Source organism: Pseudomonas sp. 11/12A (assembly GCF_000800055.1).
In the GTDB taxonomy this organism is placed as follows: domain Bacteria; phylum Pseudomonadota; class Gammaproteobacteria; order Pseudomonadales; family Pseudomonadaceae; genus Aquipseudomonas; species Aquipseudomonas mohnii.
Window position 1 is genome coordinate 6,051,584 of sequence record NZ_JUGV01000001.1, and the last position, 16,050, is coordinate 6,067,633.

The window sequence follows — 16,050 nt, forward strand, 5'->3', positions numbered from 1 at the left end:
CTGGCAGTTCCGTTTTTTAACCCCTGCTTCTCCAAAAAATACCAAGTGGCCATGAACGAAATTTCCGCTCCCGAGCAATACGATCTGCAAACCGCCGCGCTGAAAGTGCCGCCGCATTCCATCGAAGCCGAACAGGCTGTACTCGGTGGTCTGATGCTGGACAACAACGCCTGGGAACGCGTCCTCGATCAAGTCTCCGACGGTGATTTCTATCGACATGACCACCGCCTGATCTTCCGTGCGATCGCCAAACTGGCCGATCAGAACTCGCCGATCGACGTCGTGACCCTGGCCGAGCAATTGGACAAGGAAGGTCAGACTTCGCAAGTCGGCGGCCTTGGTTATCTCGGCGAACTGGCGAAAAACACGCCGTCCGTCGCCAACATCAAGGCCTATGCGCAGATCGTTCGTGAGCGGGCCACCTTGCGCCAATTGATCGGCATCAGCACCGAAATCGCCGACAGCGCGTTCAACCCGGAAGGCCGTACCGCCGCCGAGATTCTCGACGAAGCCGAGCGGCAGATCTTCCAGATTGCCGAGGCCCGGCCGAAAACCGGTGGCCCGGTGGGCGTGAATGACCTGCTGACCAAGGCCATCGACCGCATCGACACCCTGTTCAACACCGACAACGCCATCACCGGCCTGTCCACCGGCTACACCGACCTCGACGAGAAAACCAGCGGTCTGCAACCGGCCGACCTGATCATCGTTGCCGGCCGTCCATCCATGGGTAAAACCACCTTTGCGATGAACCTGGTGGAAAACGCCGTGCTGCGCAGCGAGAAAGCGGTTCTGGTTTACTCGCTGGAGATGCCAGGTGAATCGCTGATCATGCGTATGTTGTCGTCCCTGGGACGCATCGACCAGACCAAGGTCCGTTCCGGCCAGCTGGAAGACGACGATTGGCCGCGCCTGACCTCGGCGGTCAACCTGCTCAACGACCGCAAGCTGTTCATCGACGATACCGCCGGCATCAGCCCGTCGGAAATGCGCGCCCGGACCCGGCGTCTGGTGCGTGAGCACGGTGATGTCGGCCTGATCATGATCGACTACCTGCAACTGATGCAGATCCCCGGTTCCAGCGGCGACAACCGGACCAACGAGATTTCCGAGATCTCCCGGTCCCTGAAGGCGCTGGCCAAGGAATTCAACTGCCCGGTGGTGGCGTTGTCCCAGCTCAACCGTTCCCTGGAACAGCGGCCGAACAAGCGCCCGGTGAACTCCGACTTGCGGGAATCCGGAGCGATCGAGCAGGACGCCGACGTCATCATGTTCGTGTATCGCGACGAGGTGTACCACCCGGAAACCGAGCACAAAGGCATCGCCGAAATCATCATCGGCAAGCAGCGGAACGGGCCGATCGGCTTTATCCGCCTGGCATTCATCGGCAAGTACACCCGGTTCGAGAACCTGGCACCGGGTAGCTATAACTTCGATGATGACGAGTAATTCAGCGTCTTGAAGGGCCCCATCGCTGGCAAGCCAGCTCCCACAGGGCTGATGCGATCCCGGTGGGAGCTGGCTTGCCAGCGATAGACGCGCCGCAATTTCCGACCATAGCCGTCGGAATTGGTCAAAATTTGTGCTATATTCCGCGCCCGCGAAATTCAATGAAAGCCAACACCGGTTATCGACATGCAAGCAGCCAAGCCGTTATTTGACTATCCCAAGTACTGGGCCGAATGTTTCGGGCCAGCGCCATTCCTGCCGATGAGCAGGGAGGAGATGGATCAGCTTGGCTGGGATTCCTGCGACATCATCATCGTCACCGGTGATGCCTATGTCGATCACCCGTCGTTCGGCATGGCGATCATCGGCCGGCTGCTGGAGTCCCAGGGCTTCCGCGTCGGGATCATTGCCCAGCCAAACTGGCAGTCCAAAGACGACTTCATGAAGCTCGGCGAGCCGAACCTGTTTTTCGGTGTCGCGGCCGGCAACATGGACTCGATGATCAACCGCTACACCGCCGACAAAAAAATCCGTTCCGATGACGCTTACACGCCGGGTGGCCTGGCGGGCAAGCGGCCGGACCGCGCGAGCCTGGTTTACAGCCAGCGCTGCAAGGAAGCCTACAAGCACGTGCCCATCGTGCTTGGCGGTATCGAAGCGTCCTTGCGCCGCATCGCTCACTACGATTACTGGCAGGACCGCGTTCGCAACTCGATCCTGATCGACGCCAGCGCCGACATCCTGCTCTACGGCAACGCCGAGCGTGCCATTGTCGAAGTCGCCCAGCGCCTGTCCTACGGTCACAAGATCGAAGACATCACCGACGTGCGCGGCACCGCGTTCATCCGTCGCGACACGCCGAAAGACTGGTACGAAGTCGACTCCACGCGCATTGACCGTCCGGGCAAGGTCGACAAGATCATCAACCCGTACGTCAACACCCAGGACACTCAGGCCTGCGCCATCGAGCAGGAAAAAGGTCCGGTTGAGGATCCGCAGGAAGCCAAGGTCGTGCAGATCCTGGCCAGCCCGAAAATGACCCGCGACAAGACCGTGATCCGTCTGCCGTCGGTGGAAAAGGTCCGTAACGACGCGGTGCTTTACGCTCACGCCAACCGCGTGCTGCACCTGGAAACCAACCCGGGCAACGCCCGCGCACTGGTCCAGAAGCACGGCGAAGTCGACGTCTGGTTCAATCCGCCACCGATTCCGATGACCACCGAAGAAATGGACTACGTGTTCGGCATGCCCTATGCGCGCGTTCCGCACCCGGCGTACGGCAAGGAAAAGATTCCGGCCTACGACATGATCCGCTTCTCGGTGAATATCATGCGTGGCTGCTTCGGCGGCTGCACCTTCTGCTCGATCACCGAGCATGAAGGCCGGATCATCCAGAACCGTTCCGAAGAGTCGATCATTCGCGAAATCGAAGAGATCCGCGACAAGGTTCCAGGTTTTACCGGCGTCATCTCCGACCTTGGCGGCCCGACCGCGAACATGTACCGCATCGCCTGCAAAACGCCGGAAATCGAATCCGCGTGCCGCAAGCCGTCGTGCGTGTTCCCGGGTATCTGCCCGAACCTGAACACCGATCACTCGTCGCTGATTCAGCTATATCGCAGTGCCCGTGCCTTGCCGGGTGTGAAGAAGATCCTGATCGCTTCCGGCCTGCGTTACGACCTCGCGGTCGAGTCGCCGGAATACGTCAAAGAGCTGGTGACCCACCACGTTGGCGGTTACCTGAAGATCGCCCCGGAACACACCGAGGAAGGTCCGCTCAACCAGATGATGAAACCGGGCATCGGCAGCTATGACAAGTTCAAGCGCATGTTCGAGAAGTACTCCAAGGAAGCCGGCAAAGAGCAGTACCTGATTCCGTACTTCATCGCTGCCCACCCAGGCACCACTGACGAAGACATGATGAACCTGGCCCTGTGGCTCAAGGGCAACGGTTTCCGTGCCGACCAGGTGCAGGCGTTCTACCCGTCGCCGATGGCCACCGCCACCGCGATGTACCACTCGGGCAAGAACCCGCTGCGCAAGGTCACCTACAAGAGTGACGCGGTGACCATCGTCAAGAGCGAAGAGCAGCGCCGTCTGCACAAGGCGTTCTTGCGTTATCACGACCCGAAAGGCTGGCCGATGCTGCGTGAAGCATTGATCCGCATGGGCCGCAGCGACCTGATCGGGCCGGGCAAGAACCAGTTGATCCCGTTGCACCAGCCGTCCACCGACAGCTACCAGAGTGCCCGTCGCAAGAACTCGACGCCGGCCGGCAGCCATAAGGTGGCCAAGGAAACGACCAAGATCCTGACCCAGCACACCGGCCTGCCACCACGCGCCAGCGACGGCGGTAACCCGTGGGACAAGCGTGAACAAGCCAAGGCTGCGGCATTCGCCCGTAACCAGCAGGCGGCCAAGGAGCGCAAGGATGCGGCCAAAGGCAAAGGGCCGAAACCGGCTCGCAAGCCGGTCGTACCGCGCTAAACCGCGCTTGGGCTGAACAAAACGCCAACCTTCGGGTTGGCGTTTTGCATTTCCGGGCCGCGTAACGCCACAAATATGTGCAGCGTCGCCAAACCAATTCCCCGCCTCGCCCGATTTTGGTGCTGTACTGCCTCCAGTAACCGGAGAAAGCGCCAGCACTGCTGGGTGGCATAAGTCTTGCGCGCTTTCACATACGCTTAGGGCTCGCAGGAGGCACGCCGTGTCGATTCATGTCGCATTGCATCACATTACGCATTACCGCTACGACCGTGCCGTTGAGCTCGGTCCGCAGATCGTTCGCCTGCGTCCGGCCGCCCACAGTCGCACGCGGATTCTGTCCTATGCGCTGAAGGTTTCGCCCGAGCAACACTTCATCAACTGGCAGCAGGACCCCCAGGGCAATTACCTGGCGCGGTTGGTGTTTCCGGAAAAAACCGATGAACTGCGGATCGAAGTCGACCTGGTGGCGGAAATGGCGGTGTTCAATCCGTTCGATTTCTTCCTTGAGCCCTACGCGGAAAAAATTCCGTTCACCTATGCCGCCGATGAGCGCAAGGAGCTGGCTCCCTACCTGGAAACCTTGCCGCTGACGCCGAAGTTCAAGGCGTACCTGGAGGGCATCGACCGCACACCGTTACCCGCTGTGGATTTCCTCGTCGCGCTCAATCAGCGACTGAGCGAAGACATCGGCTACCTGATCCGCATGGAACCGGGCGTGCAAACGCCCGAGCACACCCTTGAACACGCCTCCGGGTCTTGCCGCGATTCCGCGTGGTTGCTGGTGCAACTGCTGCGTAACCTCGGACTGGCCGCGCGTTTTGTCTCCGGCTACCTGATCCAACTGACGGCCGACGTCAAAAGCCTGGACGGTCCCTCGGGTACGGATGTGGATTTCACAGACCTGCACGCCTGGTGCGAGGTGTATCTGCCCGGCGCCGGCTGGATCGGCCTGGATGCGACCTCGGGGCTGTTTGCCGGTGAAGGCCATATTCCGTTGGCTTGTAGTCCCGATCCGTCCTCCGCGGCACCGATCAGTGGCCTGGTGGAGCCGTGCGAGTGTCAATTCAGCCACGAAATGTCCGTGGAGCGGATTTGGGAGGCGCCTCGGGTCACAAAGCCCTACACCGAAGAGCAGTGGCTGGCGATTCAGAGCCTGGGCCGGCAGATCGATGCCGACCTGCTGGAAGGCGATGTCCGCCTGACCATGGGCGGCGAGCCGACGTTCGTCTCCATCGATGACCCGGACGGTGCCGAGTGGAACACCGCGGCGCTGGGGCCGGACAAACGTCGCCTGTCTGCCGAACTGTTCCAGCGCATGCGTCAGCACTACGCGCCCAAAGGGCTGGTGCACTTCGGCCAGGGCAAGTGGTACCCCGGCGAGCAATTGCCGCGCTGGTCGCTCAATGGCTACTGGCGCCGCGATGGCGTGCCGATCTGGCACAACCCCGCGCTGATCGCCGACGAGCAGCAAGACTATGGCGCTGATGGCGAACTGGCCGGGCGATTCCTGGCGAGTGTCGCCGAACGCCTGAAAATTCCGACACGTTTTGTGTTCCCCGCCTACGAAGACAATTTCTATTACCTCTGGCGCGAAGGCACATTGCCGCAGAACGTCAGCGCCGAAGATTCACGTCTCGAGGAACCGCTGGAGCGTGCGCGACTGCGTAAAGTCTTCAGCCAGGGCCTGGATAAGGTGATTGGCCAGGTCTTGCCGTTGGCGCGGACCGCCAAGGGCGATCAGTGGCAGAGCGGGCGCTGGTACCTGCGCGATGAGCACTGTCGCCTGGTGCCAGGGGATTCACCGCTGGGCTATCGCTTGCCCCTCGGCTCGCAGCCCTGGGTGAAAGCCGCGGAATACCCGTTCATTCATCCGCAGGACCCGAACCAGGATTTCCCGGCATTGCCTGACACCGCTCAATTGCAAAGCCAGGGCCCTGCCGTTGTGGCCGATCGTGCGCCGAAAATCGACGAATCCGCCGGCTGGCTGACCCGCACCGCCTTCTGCGCCGAGGCGCGGGAAGGTCGGTTGTACCTGTTCATGCCGCCGCTGGAGCGGGTTGAGGACTACCTCGAACTGGTCGCTGCGATTGAAGCCACCGCTGAAGAGCTGCATTGCCCGGTATTGCTGGAAGGCTATGAACCGCCGAGCGATCCGCGTTTGAGCAACTTCCGCATCACACCGGACCCGGGGGTGATCGAGGTCAACGTGCAGCCGTCCGCCACCTGGGATGAATTGGTCGAACGCACTGAATTCCTTTACGAGCAGGCGCGGCAAACCCGGCTCACCACCGAGAAATTTATGATCGATGGCCGCCACACCGGCACCGGTGGCGGTAACCACTTTGTACTGGGTGGCGCGACACCGGCCGACTCACCGTTCCTGCGGCGTCCGGATCTGTTGCGCAGCCTGATCAGCTACTGGCATAACCACCCGTCTTTGTCCTACCTGTTTTCCGGGCTGTTCATCGGCCCGACATCGCAGGCGCCACGGGTCGATGAAGCGCGCAACGATGCCCTGTATGAGCTGGAAATCGCCTTCGCCCAGATGCCGCAACCCGGCGAGGAATGCGCGCCGTGGCTGGTCGACCGGTTGCTGCGCAATCTGTTGATCGACGTGACGGGCAACACTCACCGCGCCGAGTTCTGCATCGACAAGCTTTACTCGCCGGACGGTGCAACGGGTCGCTTGGGATTGCTTGAGTTGCGTGCCTTTGAAATGCCGCCTCACGCACGCATGAGCCTGGCTCAACAGCTGCTGCTGCGGGCGCTGGTCGCACGTTTCTGGCGCGAGCCTTATGCACCGCCGAAACTGGCGCGCTGGGGCACGGAGCTGCACGACCGGTTCCTGTTGCCGCACTTTATCGAGCAGGATTTCGCCGACGTCATTGTCGACCTCAACGCCGCCGGTTATCCGCTGCGGGCCGAGTGGTTTGCGGCGCATCTGGAGTTCCGCTTTCCCAAGGTCGGCGATTACGCCGTCAGTGGCATTGCGCTTGAACTGCGCCAGGCACTTGAGCCGTGGCATGTACTGGGCGAGGAGGGCGCGGTCGGTGGCACGGTGCGCTACGTGGATTCGTCCCTGGAGCGTCTGCAGGTCAAACTCAACGGGTTGCCGCCGCAGCGCTATTTACTGACCTGCAACGGCATCCCGGTGCCGCTGCAGCCCACCGGGCGCGTCGGCGAGTTTGTCGCCGGGGTGCGTTTCCGTGCATGGCAACCGGCCAACTGCCTGCAACCGACCATTCCCGTGCATGCGCCGCTGGTGTTCGATCTGCTCGACACCTGGATGGGGCGTTCGCTGGGCGGTTGCCAGTATCACGTGGCCCATCCGGGCGGGCGCAACTACGACAGCTTGCCGGTCAATGCCAACGAGGCCGAGAGCCGCCGGATGGCGCGCTTCTTCCGGATCGGACACACCCCCGGGAAACTTCCTGTGCCGATTCTGGAAATTAACGACGAACTGCCGATGACGCTCGATTTACGACGTTTCTAAACCGTACGCGACGCCCGGATGTTTCGTCTATCCGGGCGTCATGAGCCTGCGTTAGTCTGACCTTTCCCTGCTGTCTGCCGAGCTTTCCAATGCCTGACCTGCTTGACCGCTACCCGCTGACGGCGGGCACTTATCATGAACTGCTCGACGACAGCGGCGCCGTGCGCGCGCACTGGCGACGGTTGTTCGACCAATTGCAGCGCAGCACGCCTGCGCAACTGGTGCAGCGCCAGGCACTGCTGGCCCGGCAGATTCATGAAAACGGTGTCACCTATAACGTTTACGCCGACCCCAAGGGCGCCGATCGTCCCTGGGAGCTGGACCTGCTGCCCCATGTGATTGCCGCCGATGAATGGGAACAGCTGTCGGCCGGCATCGCCCAGCGCGCCCGATTGCTCAATGCCGTGCTGGCCGACCTGTACGGCCCGCAACGCCTGATCGCCGAAGGCTTGCTGCCGGCGGAGCTGGTATTCGGCCACAACAACTTCCTCTGGCCCTGTCAGGGTATCAATCCGCCTGAAGGGGCCTTTCTGCATTTGTATGCCGTGGATCTGGCGCGCACCCCCGATGGTCGCTGGTGGGTGACGGCAGACCGCACGCAAGCACCGTCCGGGGCCGGTTACGCGCTGGAAAACCGCACCATCGTGTCCCGCGCCTTTCCCGAGTTGTACCGCGATTTGAAGGTGCAGCACCTGGCCGGGTTCTTCCGCACGCTCCAGGAAACCCTGGCGCGCCAGGCACCGAGCGATGAAGAGGTGCCGCTGGTGGTGTTGCTGACGCCGGGGCGATTCAACGAAAGCTATTTCGAACACCTGTACCTGGCGCGTCAGCTCGGTTACCCGCTGGTGGAGGGCGGCGACCTGACCGTGCGCGACGCCACGGTCTACCTGAAAACCCTCAGTGGCCTGCGCCGGGTCCACGCGATCATGCGCCGGCTCGACGACGACTTCTGCGATCCGCTGGAGCTGCGTACCGATTCGGCTCTGGGTGTGCCGGGTTTGCTTGAGGCCGTGCGGCAGGGGCGGGTGTTGGTGGCCAACGCCCTCGGCAGCGGCGTACTCGAATCGCCGGGACTGTTGGGGTTCCTGCCGAAGATCAATCAGTTCCTGTTTGGTGAAGAGCTGATTTTGCCGTCCATCGCCACTTGGTGGTGCGGCGAAGCGCCCGTGCTGGCACAGGCCCTGGAAAAATTGCCGGAATTGCTGATCAAACCGGCATTTCCGTCCCAGAGCTTTGCACCGGTATTTGGCCGTGATCTGAGCGAAAAACAGCGGCAATCGCTCGCTGAGCGCATGCAGGCGCGTCCTTACGCTTATGTTGCGCAAGAACTGGCTCAACTCTCCCAGGCGCCCATCTGGCAGGCCGAGGACGGTCAACTGCAACCCCGGGCCATTGGCATGCGTGTGTACGCCGTGGCCAGTCGTGATGGTTACCGAGTCCTGCCCGGTGGATTGACCCGCGTCGCCGCCGAGGCGGACGCTGAAGTGGTGTCGATGCAGCGCGGCGGGGCGAGCAAGGACACTTGGGTCCTGGGCGACCGGCCGCCGAGCGGCGAGCAATGGAAAGCCCAACGCAACATCGGCGTGCATGATCTGGTGCGCCGCGATCCGTATCTGCCGTCGCGGGTGGTGGAAAACCTGTTCTGGTTCGGCCGCTACTGCGAGCGCTGCGATGACAGTGCGCGGTTGTTGCGGATCATGCTGGCGCGCTATGTCGACGGCGATGACCCGCAGGCGCTGGACGCGGCGGTCGATCTCGGGGAGCGCCTGATATTGCTGCCCGAAGAAGGCGAACTGCCTGAGCGCTTGCTGGCCGCGATACTGGGCGATGACTGGCCCTTCAGCCTGCGTTCCAACCTGCAACGTTTGCAATGGGCGGCCTCGCAGGTGCGTGGCAAGCTCTCGCGGGAAAACTGGCAGGCGCTGGTGGAATTGCAGCGCGAAGCCATGGAGCTGGAAACCGAAGAGCCGGACTTCGGTGAGTTGCTGGATTTTCTCAACCGACTGGTGATGTCCCTGGCGGCATTGTCAGGGTTTGCACTGGACGACATGACCCGCGACGAAGGCTGGCGCTTTTTGATGATCGGCCGGCGCATCGAGCGCCTGCAATTTCTCAGTGGCAGCCTGGCGGCGTTCCTGCGTGGCGCCGGGGCCTTCGATCAGGCGGGGCTGGAATGGCTGCTGGAACTGGGCAACAGCAGCATTACCTACCGTTCGCGTTACCTGGCGGTGGCGCAATTGATTCCGGTGCTCGACCTGTTGCTGCTCGACGAACAGAACCCTCATGCCGTGCTGTTCCAGCTGAAACTGGTGACCCGCACGCTCAAACGCCTGAACGACGATTTCGGCGTGCCCCGTGAAGCCGGCCTGCCGCAGTTGGTGGAGCGCCTGGGGCGCTTCGATCTGGGCTGCCTGGAAAACCCGTTGTTTGGCGCCGCCAGCGTGGGCGCCGCCATCGAGGGGTTGGCCGATCTGCTGCAAGAAATCGCCGATGCCAGCGGGCAAGTGTCGGATCGCCTGGCCTTGCGCCATTTCGCCCATGTCGATGATGTCAGCCAACGCACGGTGTCCGTCTGATGAGTGCCCATTACCAGATCTTGCACGACACCCATTATCACTACGACAGCCCGGTATCCCTGGCCCAGCAACTGGCGCACCTGTGGCCGCGCCCCTGTGCCTGGCAGCGCTGTACCGCACAGCAATTGCAGATCAGCCCGGAACCGACCTCGCGCCGTGATGAGCTGGATGTGTTCGGCAATCCGTTGACCCGGCTGGCGTTCGAACGTCCCCATGATGAATTGCTGGTCAATGCGAGCCTTATGATCGAAGTGCTGCCCCGGCCGGTGCTGGATTTCAATCAGTCTCCGGCCTGGGAAGACACCCGCAATGCGCTGACCTACAGCAGCCAGCCACTGTCCCCACAAATCCTGGACGCCTGCCGCTACCGGTTCGAATCACCCTACGTGCATCTCAAGCGCAATTTCGTCGAGTTCTCACAGAGTTGTTTTCCTCCGGGGCGGCCATTGCTGCTGGGGGTTCAGGCCCTGATGGAGAAAATCTTCAGTGAGTTCACCTTCGACGCCGAAGCGACGCAAGTGGCGACGCCCCTGGTGGAAGTGCTGGAGCGTCGGCGGGGTGTCTGTCAGGACTTCGCCCACCTGATGCTCGCTTGCGTGCGTTCCCGTGGATTGGCCGCGCGGTACATCAGTGGCTACCTGCTGACACAACCGCCACCGGGCCAGCCACGACTGATCGGTGCCGATGCGTCCCATGCCTGGGTTTCGGTGTTTTGCCCGGTGCTGGGTTGGGTAGATTTTGACCCGACCAACAACGTGCAACCGGCGCTGGAGCACATCACGCTGGCCTGGGGCCGGGATTTTTCCGATGTCTCGCCGTTGCGCGGGGTGATTCTGGGCGGAGGAAACCATGACCCGGAAGTGCGCGTCACGGTGATGCCTTTGGAATAATGAAGATCAACTGTAGGAGCGAGCCTGCTCGCGATGGGCCAACGGGTGCCACGTTAATCCAGATAAAAACGCGTCACCGTTGGCGATCATCGCGAGCAAGCTAGTGCGTGGTCTGTTCTGGATAGGGTGTTTCAGATCGGTCTGTGAGGGCCGGCAGCAACGCTGCCAGCCCTGGACACAGATCCGGTGGGCCTGACTGGATCATCCGGCCCGGAGGGACTCAGGCGTCCGGCGCCTGATCTTTCGGTGCATCAACATCATCTTCTGCAGCGACTTCACCGTCAGGGTTCAGTTCAGTGTCTTCAGCCATCGCTTTCTTGCGCTGAAGCTTTTCCTCTTTCTTCTGTTCCTTGGCCAGGTCACGCTGACGTTTGGCGAAGGAGTAGTTGGGTTTAGCCATGGGCGATCCTCTGGGGTCGAAGGTGAGGTTGAGCGGCGCGTATTCTGCCCTGTATCGGTGCCAAGTCGTTAGTCGGGTTTTTGCTCGACCCACTTGGGCAGTACGGTGGGTTGCCACTGATCGAGGGCGTCGAGCAGAGATTTTGGCGATTCGCTCACCTGCAGCATGTCACGGTGCGCTGCGCGAACGAAGCCTTCGCCGACGATATGATCGAGAAAACCGGTGAGTTTGCTGTAGAAACCGTTCACTTCCAGCAAGCCCAGCGGCTTGCCGTGGTAGCCGAGTTGGCCCCAGGTCCAGACCTCGAACAGCTCTTCCAGCGTGCCCAGGCCGCCCGGCAGGGCGATGAAGGCATCGCTGAGTTCGGCCATCCGTGCCTTGCGCGCATGCATGCCGTCCACCACTTCCAGGCGAGTCAGCCCTTTGTGGCCGATTTCCTTGTCCATGAGGCTTTGCGGGATGATGCCCACGACTTCGCCACCGGCCGCCAGCGCGGCATCGGCCACGATGCCCATCAGTCCGACAGCGCCGCCGCCGTAAACCAGCGTTAGCTTACGCTCAGCCAGTGCCCGGCCGAGGGCCTCGGCCGCTTCCCGATAAGCGGGATGGGTCCCGGTGCTGGCACCACAAAATACACAAACAGATACTAAAGACATGCCTTACTCCATGGTCGATCAGGGCCACAGAGTAAAGGCAGGCGCGCGACGCTCCAAGGGCTAGACTTCGCGCTTGGGTGTTTCGTAAGTGCCGCTGGCGCCACAGGCGTAGGCGGCAAGCAAGCTGCACAACAAGCTATTGAGGGACATGGCAGACGCTCCAGTTGGGGGTGATGGCCTGATCATAGGCCCGGCCCAGAGGTCTGGCTGGTAGATTGTTTCGATGGGTGTCATAGCCCGAAAGTTGTATACAATTTTTGATTCAGGTCATAGGAACTTGCGAAGTTTTCAGGCAGTCTTCTGTCCACTCGCATTTCTGTTAACCCTGCCTTGGAGATTCACCATGTTTGCCAAACTCGTTGCGGTATCTCTGTTGACACTGGCCAGCAGCCAACTGATGGCTGCAGAGTGCAAAACGACTATCGACTCCACTGATCAGATGTCCTTCAACACCAAGGCCATTGAAATCGACAAGAGCTGCAAGACCTTCACCGTGGAACTGACCCACTCCGGCGCTTTGCCGAAAACCGTCATGGGCCATAACTGGGTGCTGAGCAAAGAAGCCGACATGCAGCCGATCGCCACCGACGGCCTGGGCGCCGGTATCGAAAAGAACTACTTGAAAGAAGGTGATGCTCGCATCATCGCGCACACCAAAGTCATCGGCGCTGGTGAGAAAGATTCGGTGACCTTCGACGTGTCGAAGCTCGACGCCGCTGAAAAATATGGCTTCTTCTGCTCGTTCCCGGGCCACATCTCGATGATGAAAGGCACCGTGACGCTGAAGTAAGCCGAAGCACCGCGTTAACGTTCATCGCGGGCAAGCCCGCTCCCACAGGTACAGTGGTGTTCCATGTGGGAGCGGGCTTGCCCGCGAAGAGGCCGGTTGCATCGCCGCATCCTGCGGCCAAAGAAAAGCCCGCTGAAGATCAACACTTCAGCGGGCTTTTTCATTCATTCACGAATCAAGGCGCAAACGGCATCACCCGCTTGTGGTGCGTCTTGTTGTAAGTGCCAACGATGATCTTGAACGCTTCCTCGCGCACCGGTTCGCCATGCAGAAAGGCGTCGATCTCGGCGTAAGTCACGCCGTGGGACGCTTCGTCCGGTTTGCCAGGGGACAGGTCCTCGAGGTCGGCGGTCGGTACTTTCTCCACCAGCGACTCCGGCGCACCGAAGCTGCGGGCGATCGCCCGGACCTGGTTTTTCACCAGGCCACTGAGCGGTGCCAGATCACAAGCGCCATCGCCGAACTTGGTGAAAAAGCCCATCACTGCCTCTGCCGCGTGATCGGTACCGATCACCAGGCCGTGGGCCGCGCCGGCGATGGTGTACTGGGCGACCATGCGCATCCGCGCCTTGGTGTTGCCGAGTACGAAGTCCACCGAGACCGCGTGCTTGCCTTCAAAGGCCGCGACTTCGTTGGCCAGCGACTTGACCGCCGGACCGATGTTCACGGTGTGGCGCTCGTCCGGATCGATGAAATCCACGGAGGCCTGGGCGTCGTGTTCATCGAACTGGGTTTCGTACGGCAGGCGCACGGCGATGAACTTGTATTGGTCGTCTCCCGTGCGCTGGCGCAGTTCACGCATGGCACGCTGGGCCAGCAGGCCGGCGGTCAGGGAGTCGACACCGCCACTGATGCCCAGTACCAGGGTCTTGAGCCCGGAATTGACCAGGCAGTCTTGGATAAAGGTAATCCGCCGGGCGACTTCAGCCTTGAGGGCGGCCTCGTCGGCAAACGGCGGTTGGACCTTGAGCTGTTCAGCAATCTCACGCTGTACGGCTTGCATGAATTCACTCCTTGCTAGATACGCTGGGAAGGGCAGGAACTTGGAAAACATGTCGCAAATAGGCGACGAAATTCGGGTCTTTGCAGTGAGTCTTGCCGGGCTCGTCGGAGATCTTTGCCACCGGTTGGCCGTTGCAGGCGGTCATTTTAAGCACGATGCTCATCGGTTCGACACCCGGTATGTCACACGTCAGGTTGGTGCCAATGCCAAAGCTGACGTTGATCCGCCCACGCAGCGCGCGGAATATTTCCAGGGCCTTGGGCAGTGTCAGGCTGTCGGAGAACGTCAGCGTCTTGCTCATCGGGTCGATGCCGAGCTTGTGATAGTGGGCGATGGCTTTTTCCGCCCAAACCACCGGATCGCCCGAGTCATGGCGCAAGCCGTCGAAAAGCTTGGCAAAAAACAGGTCGAAATCACCGAGGAAGGCATCCATGGTGATGCAGTCGGTCAGGGCGATGCCCAGCAGGCCACGGTATTCTCGGACCCAGCAATCGAGCGCCGCGATCTGGCTGTCGACCAGTCGCGGGCCGAGCTGCTGGTGGGCCATGATCCATTCGTGGGCCATGGTCCCCAGCGGTTTCATGTCCAGTTCCCGGGACAGGTGCACGTTGCTGGTGCCGACAAAACGTCCCGGGAAGTCATGCTTGAGCACGTTCACCACTTCTTCCTGCACACGGTACGAGAAGCGGCGGCGGGTGCCAAAATCGGCGACCTGCAATTCGGACAGCTCGTCGCTGCTGGCGTTGGCGGTCAGCCAGTCGAACTTGCGATAAAGCTGCTCGCGCGCCTGTTCCAGAACGACTTCCCGATAGCGGTAGCGGTTGCGCACTTCACTGACGATCGCCAGCATCGGCACTTCGAACAGAATCACGTGAAGCCAGGGGCCGCGCAGGCGGATGAACAGTTCGCCGTTTTCGATACCGGTATGGACGTAGCGCAGGTTGAAGCGAAACAACCCGAGAAAGCGCAAGAAATCCGGCTTCATGAAGCTGATGCGTTCCAGGAAACTCAGCTGGTCGGCGCTCAGGCTCAACTCGGCCAGGCGCTCGAGCTGGTAACGGATTTCCGCCAGATAAGGGCGCAAATCCTCACTGTTGCGGCAACGAAACTCCCATTCGACTTCCACGTTCGGGTAGTTGTGCAGCACCGCCTGCATCATCGTCAGTTTGTAGAAGTCGGTGTCGAGCAGGTTCTGCACGATGCGATCGGCAAACACACTCTCGCTCATAACGGGATTCTCCAGCGTTGCAGCGGTATTGATCGGTGGCGCTAGTGGCGCATATCAGAGGGCTGGATTGCCAGCGATTTCTTGGATCACAACAGATCCCCTGTGGGAGCAAGCTCGCTCCCACAGGGGATGGCTAAAGCCTAAAGTGGTGGCGGCTGCGGGCTATCAACCTGCTCCAGCATCCACTTCACGAAATCCCGCACCTTGGGCACTTCCGCCGAATGCTCCGGGTACGCCAGGTAATACGCATCGGTGCTGGGCATCGCATGCTTCCAGGGAATGACCAATTTGCCGTCCGCCAGCTCTTCTTCCACCAGAAACCGTGGCAGCAGTGCCACGCCACAGCCAACCTGCGCGGCGCGGATGCACATGTAGAAGGTTTCGAAACGCGGGCCGTGGTAGCTATGTTCGGTGTGGTAGCCCTGACTGTCGAACCAGTCATGCCAGGCCTGGGGGCGCGAGGCGTTTTGCAGCAGGACCAGATCGGTGAGTTGCGTGGGATCGGTGAACGGCTCGGCCGGCAGGCTGCCGGGGGCGCAGACGGGCACCAGTTCTTCACCGAACAGCTTCAGGCATTCGGTGCCGGGCCGTGAGCCCTGGCCAAAGTAGAACGCCAGGTCGCTGCGCCCTTGCAGCAGATCGTCGGCCTCCTGTTCGCTGCACAGGTCCAGGTGAATCGATGGATGACGCAGGCGCCAGCCTTTGAGGCGTGGCACCAGCCAGCGCGCGCCGAACGTCGGTGGCGTGGAAACGCGCAGGACTTCGGTTTCACCGCCATAGGAGCGCAGGTAATGGGTCGACATCTCGACTTGCGTGAGGATTTTTCTGACCTCGACCAGGTACAAGTCGCCCGCTGGCGTCATTTGCAGGCGTCGGCGCACCCGGCGAAACAGCAAGTGTTGCAACAGCTCTTCGAGTTGCGCGACCTGTTTACTCACCGCACTCTGGGTCAGATTCAACTCTTCGGCGGCCCGGGTGAAGCTCAGATGCCGGGTCACGGCTTCGAAACACTGCAGCGCAGCGATCGATGGCAAATAGCGTTTGTTCAGCATGGGCGATCCTTTGTACTTGTCTCTTT

The 16,050-nt window shown here is 61.1% G+C and carries 11 protein-coding genes; 6 read left to right on the forward strand and 5 right to left on the reverse strand.

All coding sequences use genetic code 11. The annotated features are described in order from the left end of the window. Positions 1-51 precede the first annotated feature (51 nt). The 5 genes from dnaB (at position 52) to GQ39_RS27700 (ending at position 10,895) form a co-directional block, all read left to right on the forward strand. Positions 52-1,449, forward strand: coding sequence for a replicative DNA helicase (gene dnaB / locus GQ39_RS27680; protein ID WP_047536783.1), 1,398 nt, complete (start codon positions 52-54; stop codon positions 1,447-1,449). A gap of 186 nt (positions 1,450-1,635) precedes the next feature. Further along, positions 1,636-3,936: a YgiQ family radical SAM protein gene (locus tag GQ39_RS27685; RefSeq protein ID WP_047536786.1), complete on the forward strand. Its 2,301-nt coding sequence runs from the start codon at positions 1,636-1,638 to the stop codon at positions 3,934-3,936. 220 nt (positions 3,937-4,156) lie between these two features. Further along, positions 4,157-7,429, forward strand: a complete 3,273-nt coding sequence (locus GQ39_RS27690) for a transglutaminase family protein (protein WP_047536789.1) — start codon at positions 4,157-4,159, stop codon at positions 7,427-7,429. Positions 7,430-7,518: 89 nt separating this feature from the next. Then, positions 7,519-10,005 carry a circularly permuted type 2 ATP-grasp protein gene (locus GQ39_RS27695; protein WP_047536792.1) on the forward strand — a complete coding sequence of 829 codons (2,487 nt, stop codon included), beginning with the start codon at positions 7,519-7,521 and terminating at the stop codon, positions 10,003-10,005. Next, positions 10,005-10,895: a transglutaminase family protein gene (locus tag GQ39_RS27700; protein WP_047536795.1), complete on the forward strand. Its 891-nt coding sequence runs from the start codon at positions 10,005-10,007 to the stop codon at positions 10,893-10,895. The genes GQ39_RS27695 and GQ39_RS27700 overlap by 1 nt, the downstream gene beginning before the upstream one ends. Positions 10,896-11,115: 220 nt before the next feature. On the opposite strand, the gene GQ39_RS27705 is transcribed toward GQ39_RS27700, so the two are convergent. Continuing rightward, positions 11,116-11,295: a hypothetical protein gene (locus GQ39_RS27705; protein ID WP_047536798.1), complete on the reverse strand. Its 180-nt coding sequence runs from the start codon at positions 11,293-11,295 to the stop codon at positions 11,116-11,118. A 68-nt stretch (positions 11,296-11,363) separates the two neighbouring features. Next, positions 11,364-11,951 (reverse strand): TIGR00730 family Rossman fold protein, encoded by a 588-nt coding sequence (locus GQ39_RS27710; protein ID WP_047536801.1) that lies wholly within the window; start codon positions 11,949-11,951, stop codon positions 11,364-11,366. A 343-nt stretch (positions 11,952-12,294) separates the two neighbouring features. Between GQ39_RS27710 and azu the strand changes: the two genes are divergently transcribed. After that, on the forward strand, positions 12,295-12,741 hold the full coding sequence (gene azu, locus GQ39_RS27715; RefSeq protein ID WP_047536804.1) for an azurin: 447 nt from the start codon (positions 12,295-12,297) through the stop codon (positions 12,739-12,741). Positions 12,742-12,916: 175 nt separating this feature from the next. Here azu and nadE read toward each other — a convergent pair whose 3' ends face one another. From nadE to GQ39_RS27730, 3 genes are all read right to left on the reverse strand, one after another. After that, complete coding sequence (gene nadE, locus GQ39_RS27720; RefSeq protein ID WP_047536805.1) at positions 12,917-13,744, reverse strand: ammonia-dependent NAD(+) synthetase; 828 nt, start codon at positions 13,742-13,744, stop codon at positions 12,917-12,919. Between the two features lie 4 nt (positions 13,745-13,748). Then, positions 13,749-14,972 carry a nicotinate phosphoribosyltransferase gene (gene pncB, locus GQ39_RS27725; RefSeq protein WP_047536807.1) on the reverse strand — a complete coding sequence of 408 codons (1,224 nt, stop codon included), beginning with the start codon at positions 14,970-14,972 and terminating at the stop codon, positions 13,749-13,751. 140 nt (positions 14,973-15,112) lie between these two features. Then, positions 15,113-16,024 (reverse strand): LysR family transcriptional regulator, encoded by a 912-nt coding sequence (locus GQ39_RS27730; protein WP_047536810.1) that lies wholly within the window; start codon positions 16,022-16,024, stop codon positions 15,113-15,115. Positions 16,025-16,050: the final 26 nt, after the last annotated feature.

Excerpts from the sequence above, each read along its gene's own strand:
- GQ39_RS27710 (WP_047536801.1), bottom strand. The coding sequence starts at position 11,951 with ATGTCTTTAGTATCTGTTTGTGTATTTTGTGGTGCCAGCACCGGGACC.
- azu (WP_047536804.1), top strand. The coding sequence starts at position 12,295 with ATGTTTGCCAAACTCGTTGCGGTATCTCTGTTGACACTGGCCAGCAGC.
- GQ39_RS27685 (WP_047536786.1), top strand. The coding sequence starts at position 1,636 with ATGCAAGCAGCCAAGCCGTTATTTGACTATCCCAAGTACTGGGCCGAA.
- dnaB (WP_047536783.1), top strand. The coding sequence starts at position 52 with ATGAACGAAATTTCCGCTCCCGAGCAATACGATCTGCAAACCGCCGCG.
- GQ39_RS27705 (WP_047536798.1), bottom strand. The coding sequence starts at position 11,295 with ATGGCTAAACCCAACTACTCCTTCGCCAAACGTCAGCGTGACCTGGCC.
- pncB (WP_047536807.1), bottom strand. The coding sequence starts at position 14,972 with ATGAGCGAGAGTGTGTTTGCCGATCGCATCGTGCAGAACCTGCTCGAC.
- GQ39_RS27700 (WP_047536795.1), top strand. The coding sequence starts at position 10,005 with ATGAGTGCCCATTACCAGATCTTGCACGACACCCATTATCACTACGAC.
- nadE (WP_047536805.1), bottom strand. The coding sequence starts at position 13,744 with ATGCAAGCCGTACAGCGTGAGATTGCTGAACAGCTCAAGGTCCAACCG.
- GQ39_RS27730 (WP_047536810.1), bottom strand. The coding sequence starts at position 16,024 with ATGCTGAACAAACGCTATTTGCCATCGATCGCTGCGCTGCAGTGTTTC.
- GQ39_RS27695 (WP_047536792.1), top strand. The coding sequence starts at position 7,519 with ATGCCTGACCTGCTTGACCGCTACCCGCTGACGGCGGGCACTTATCAT.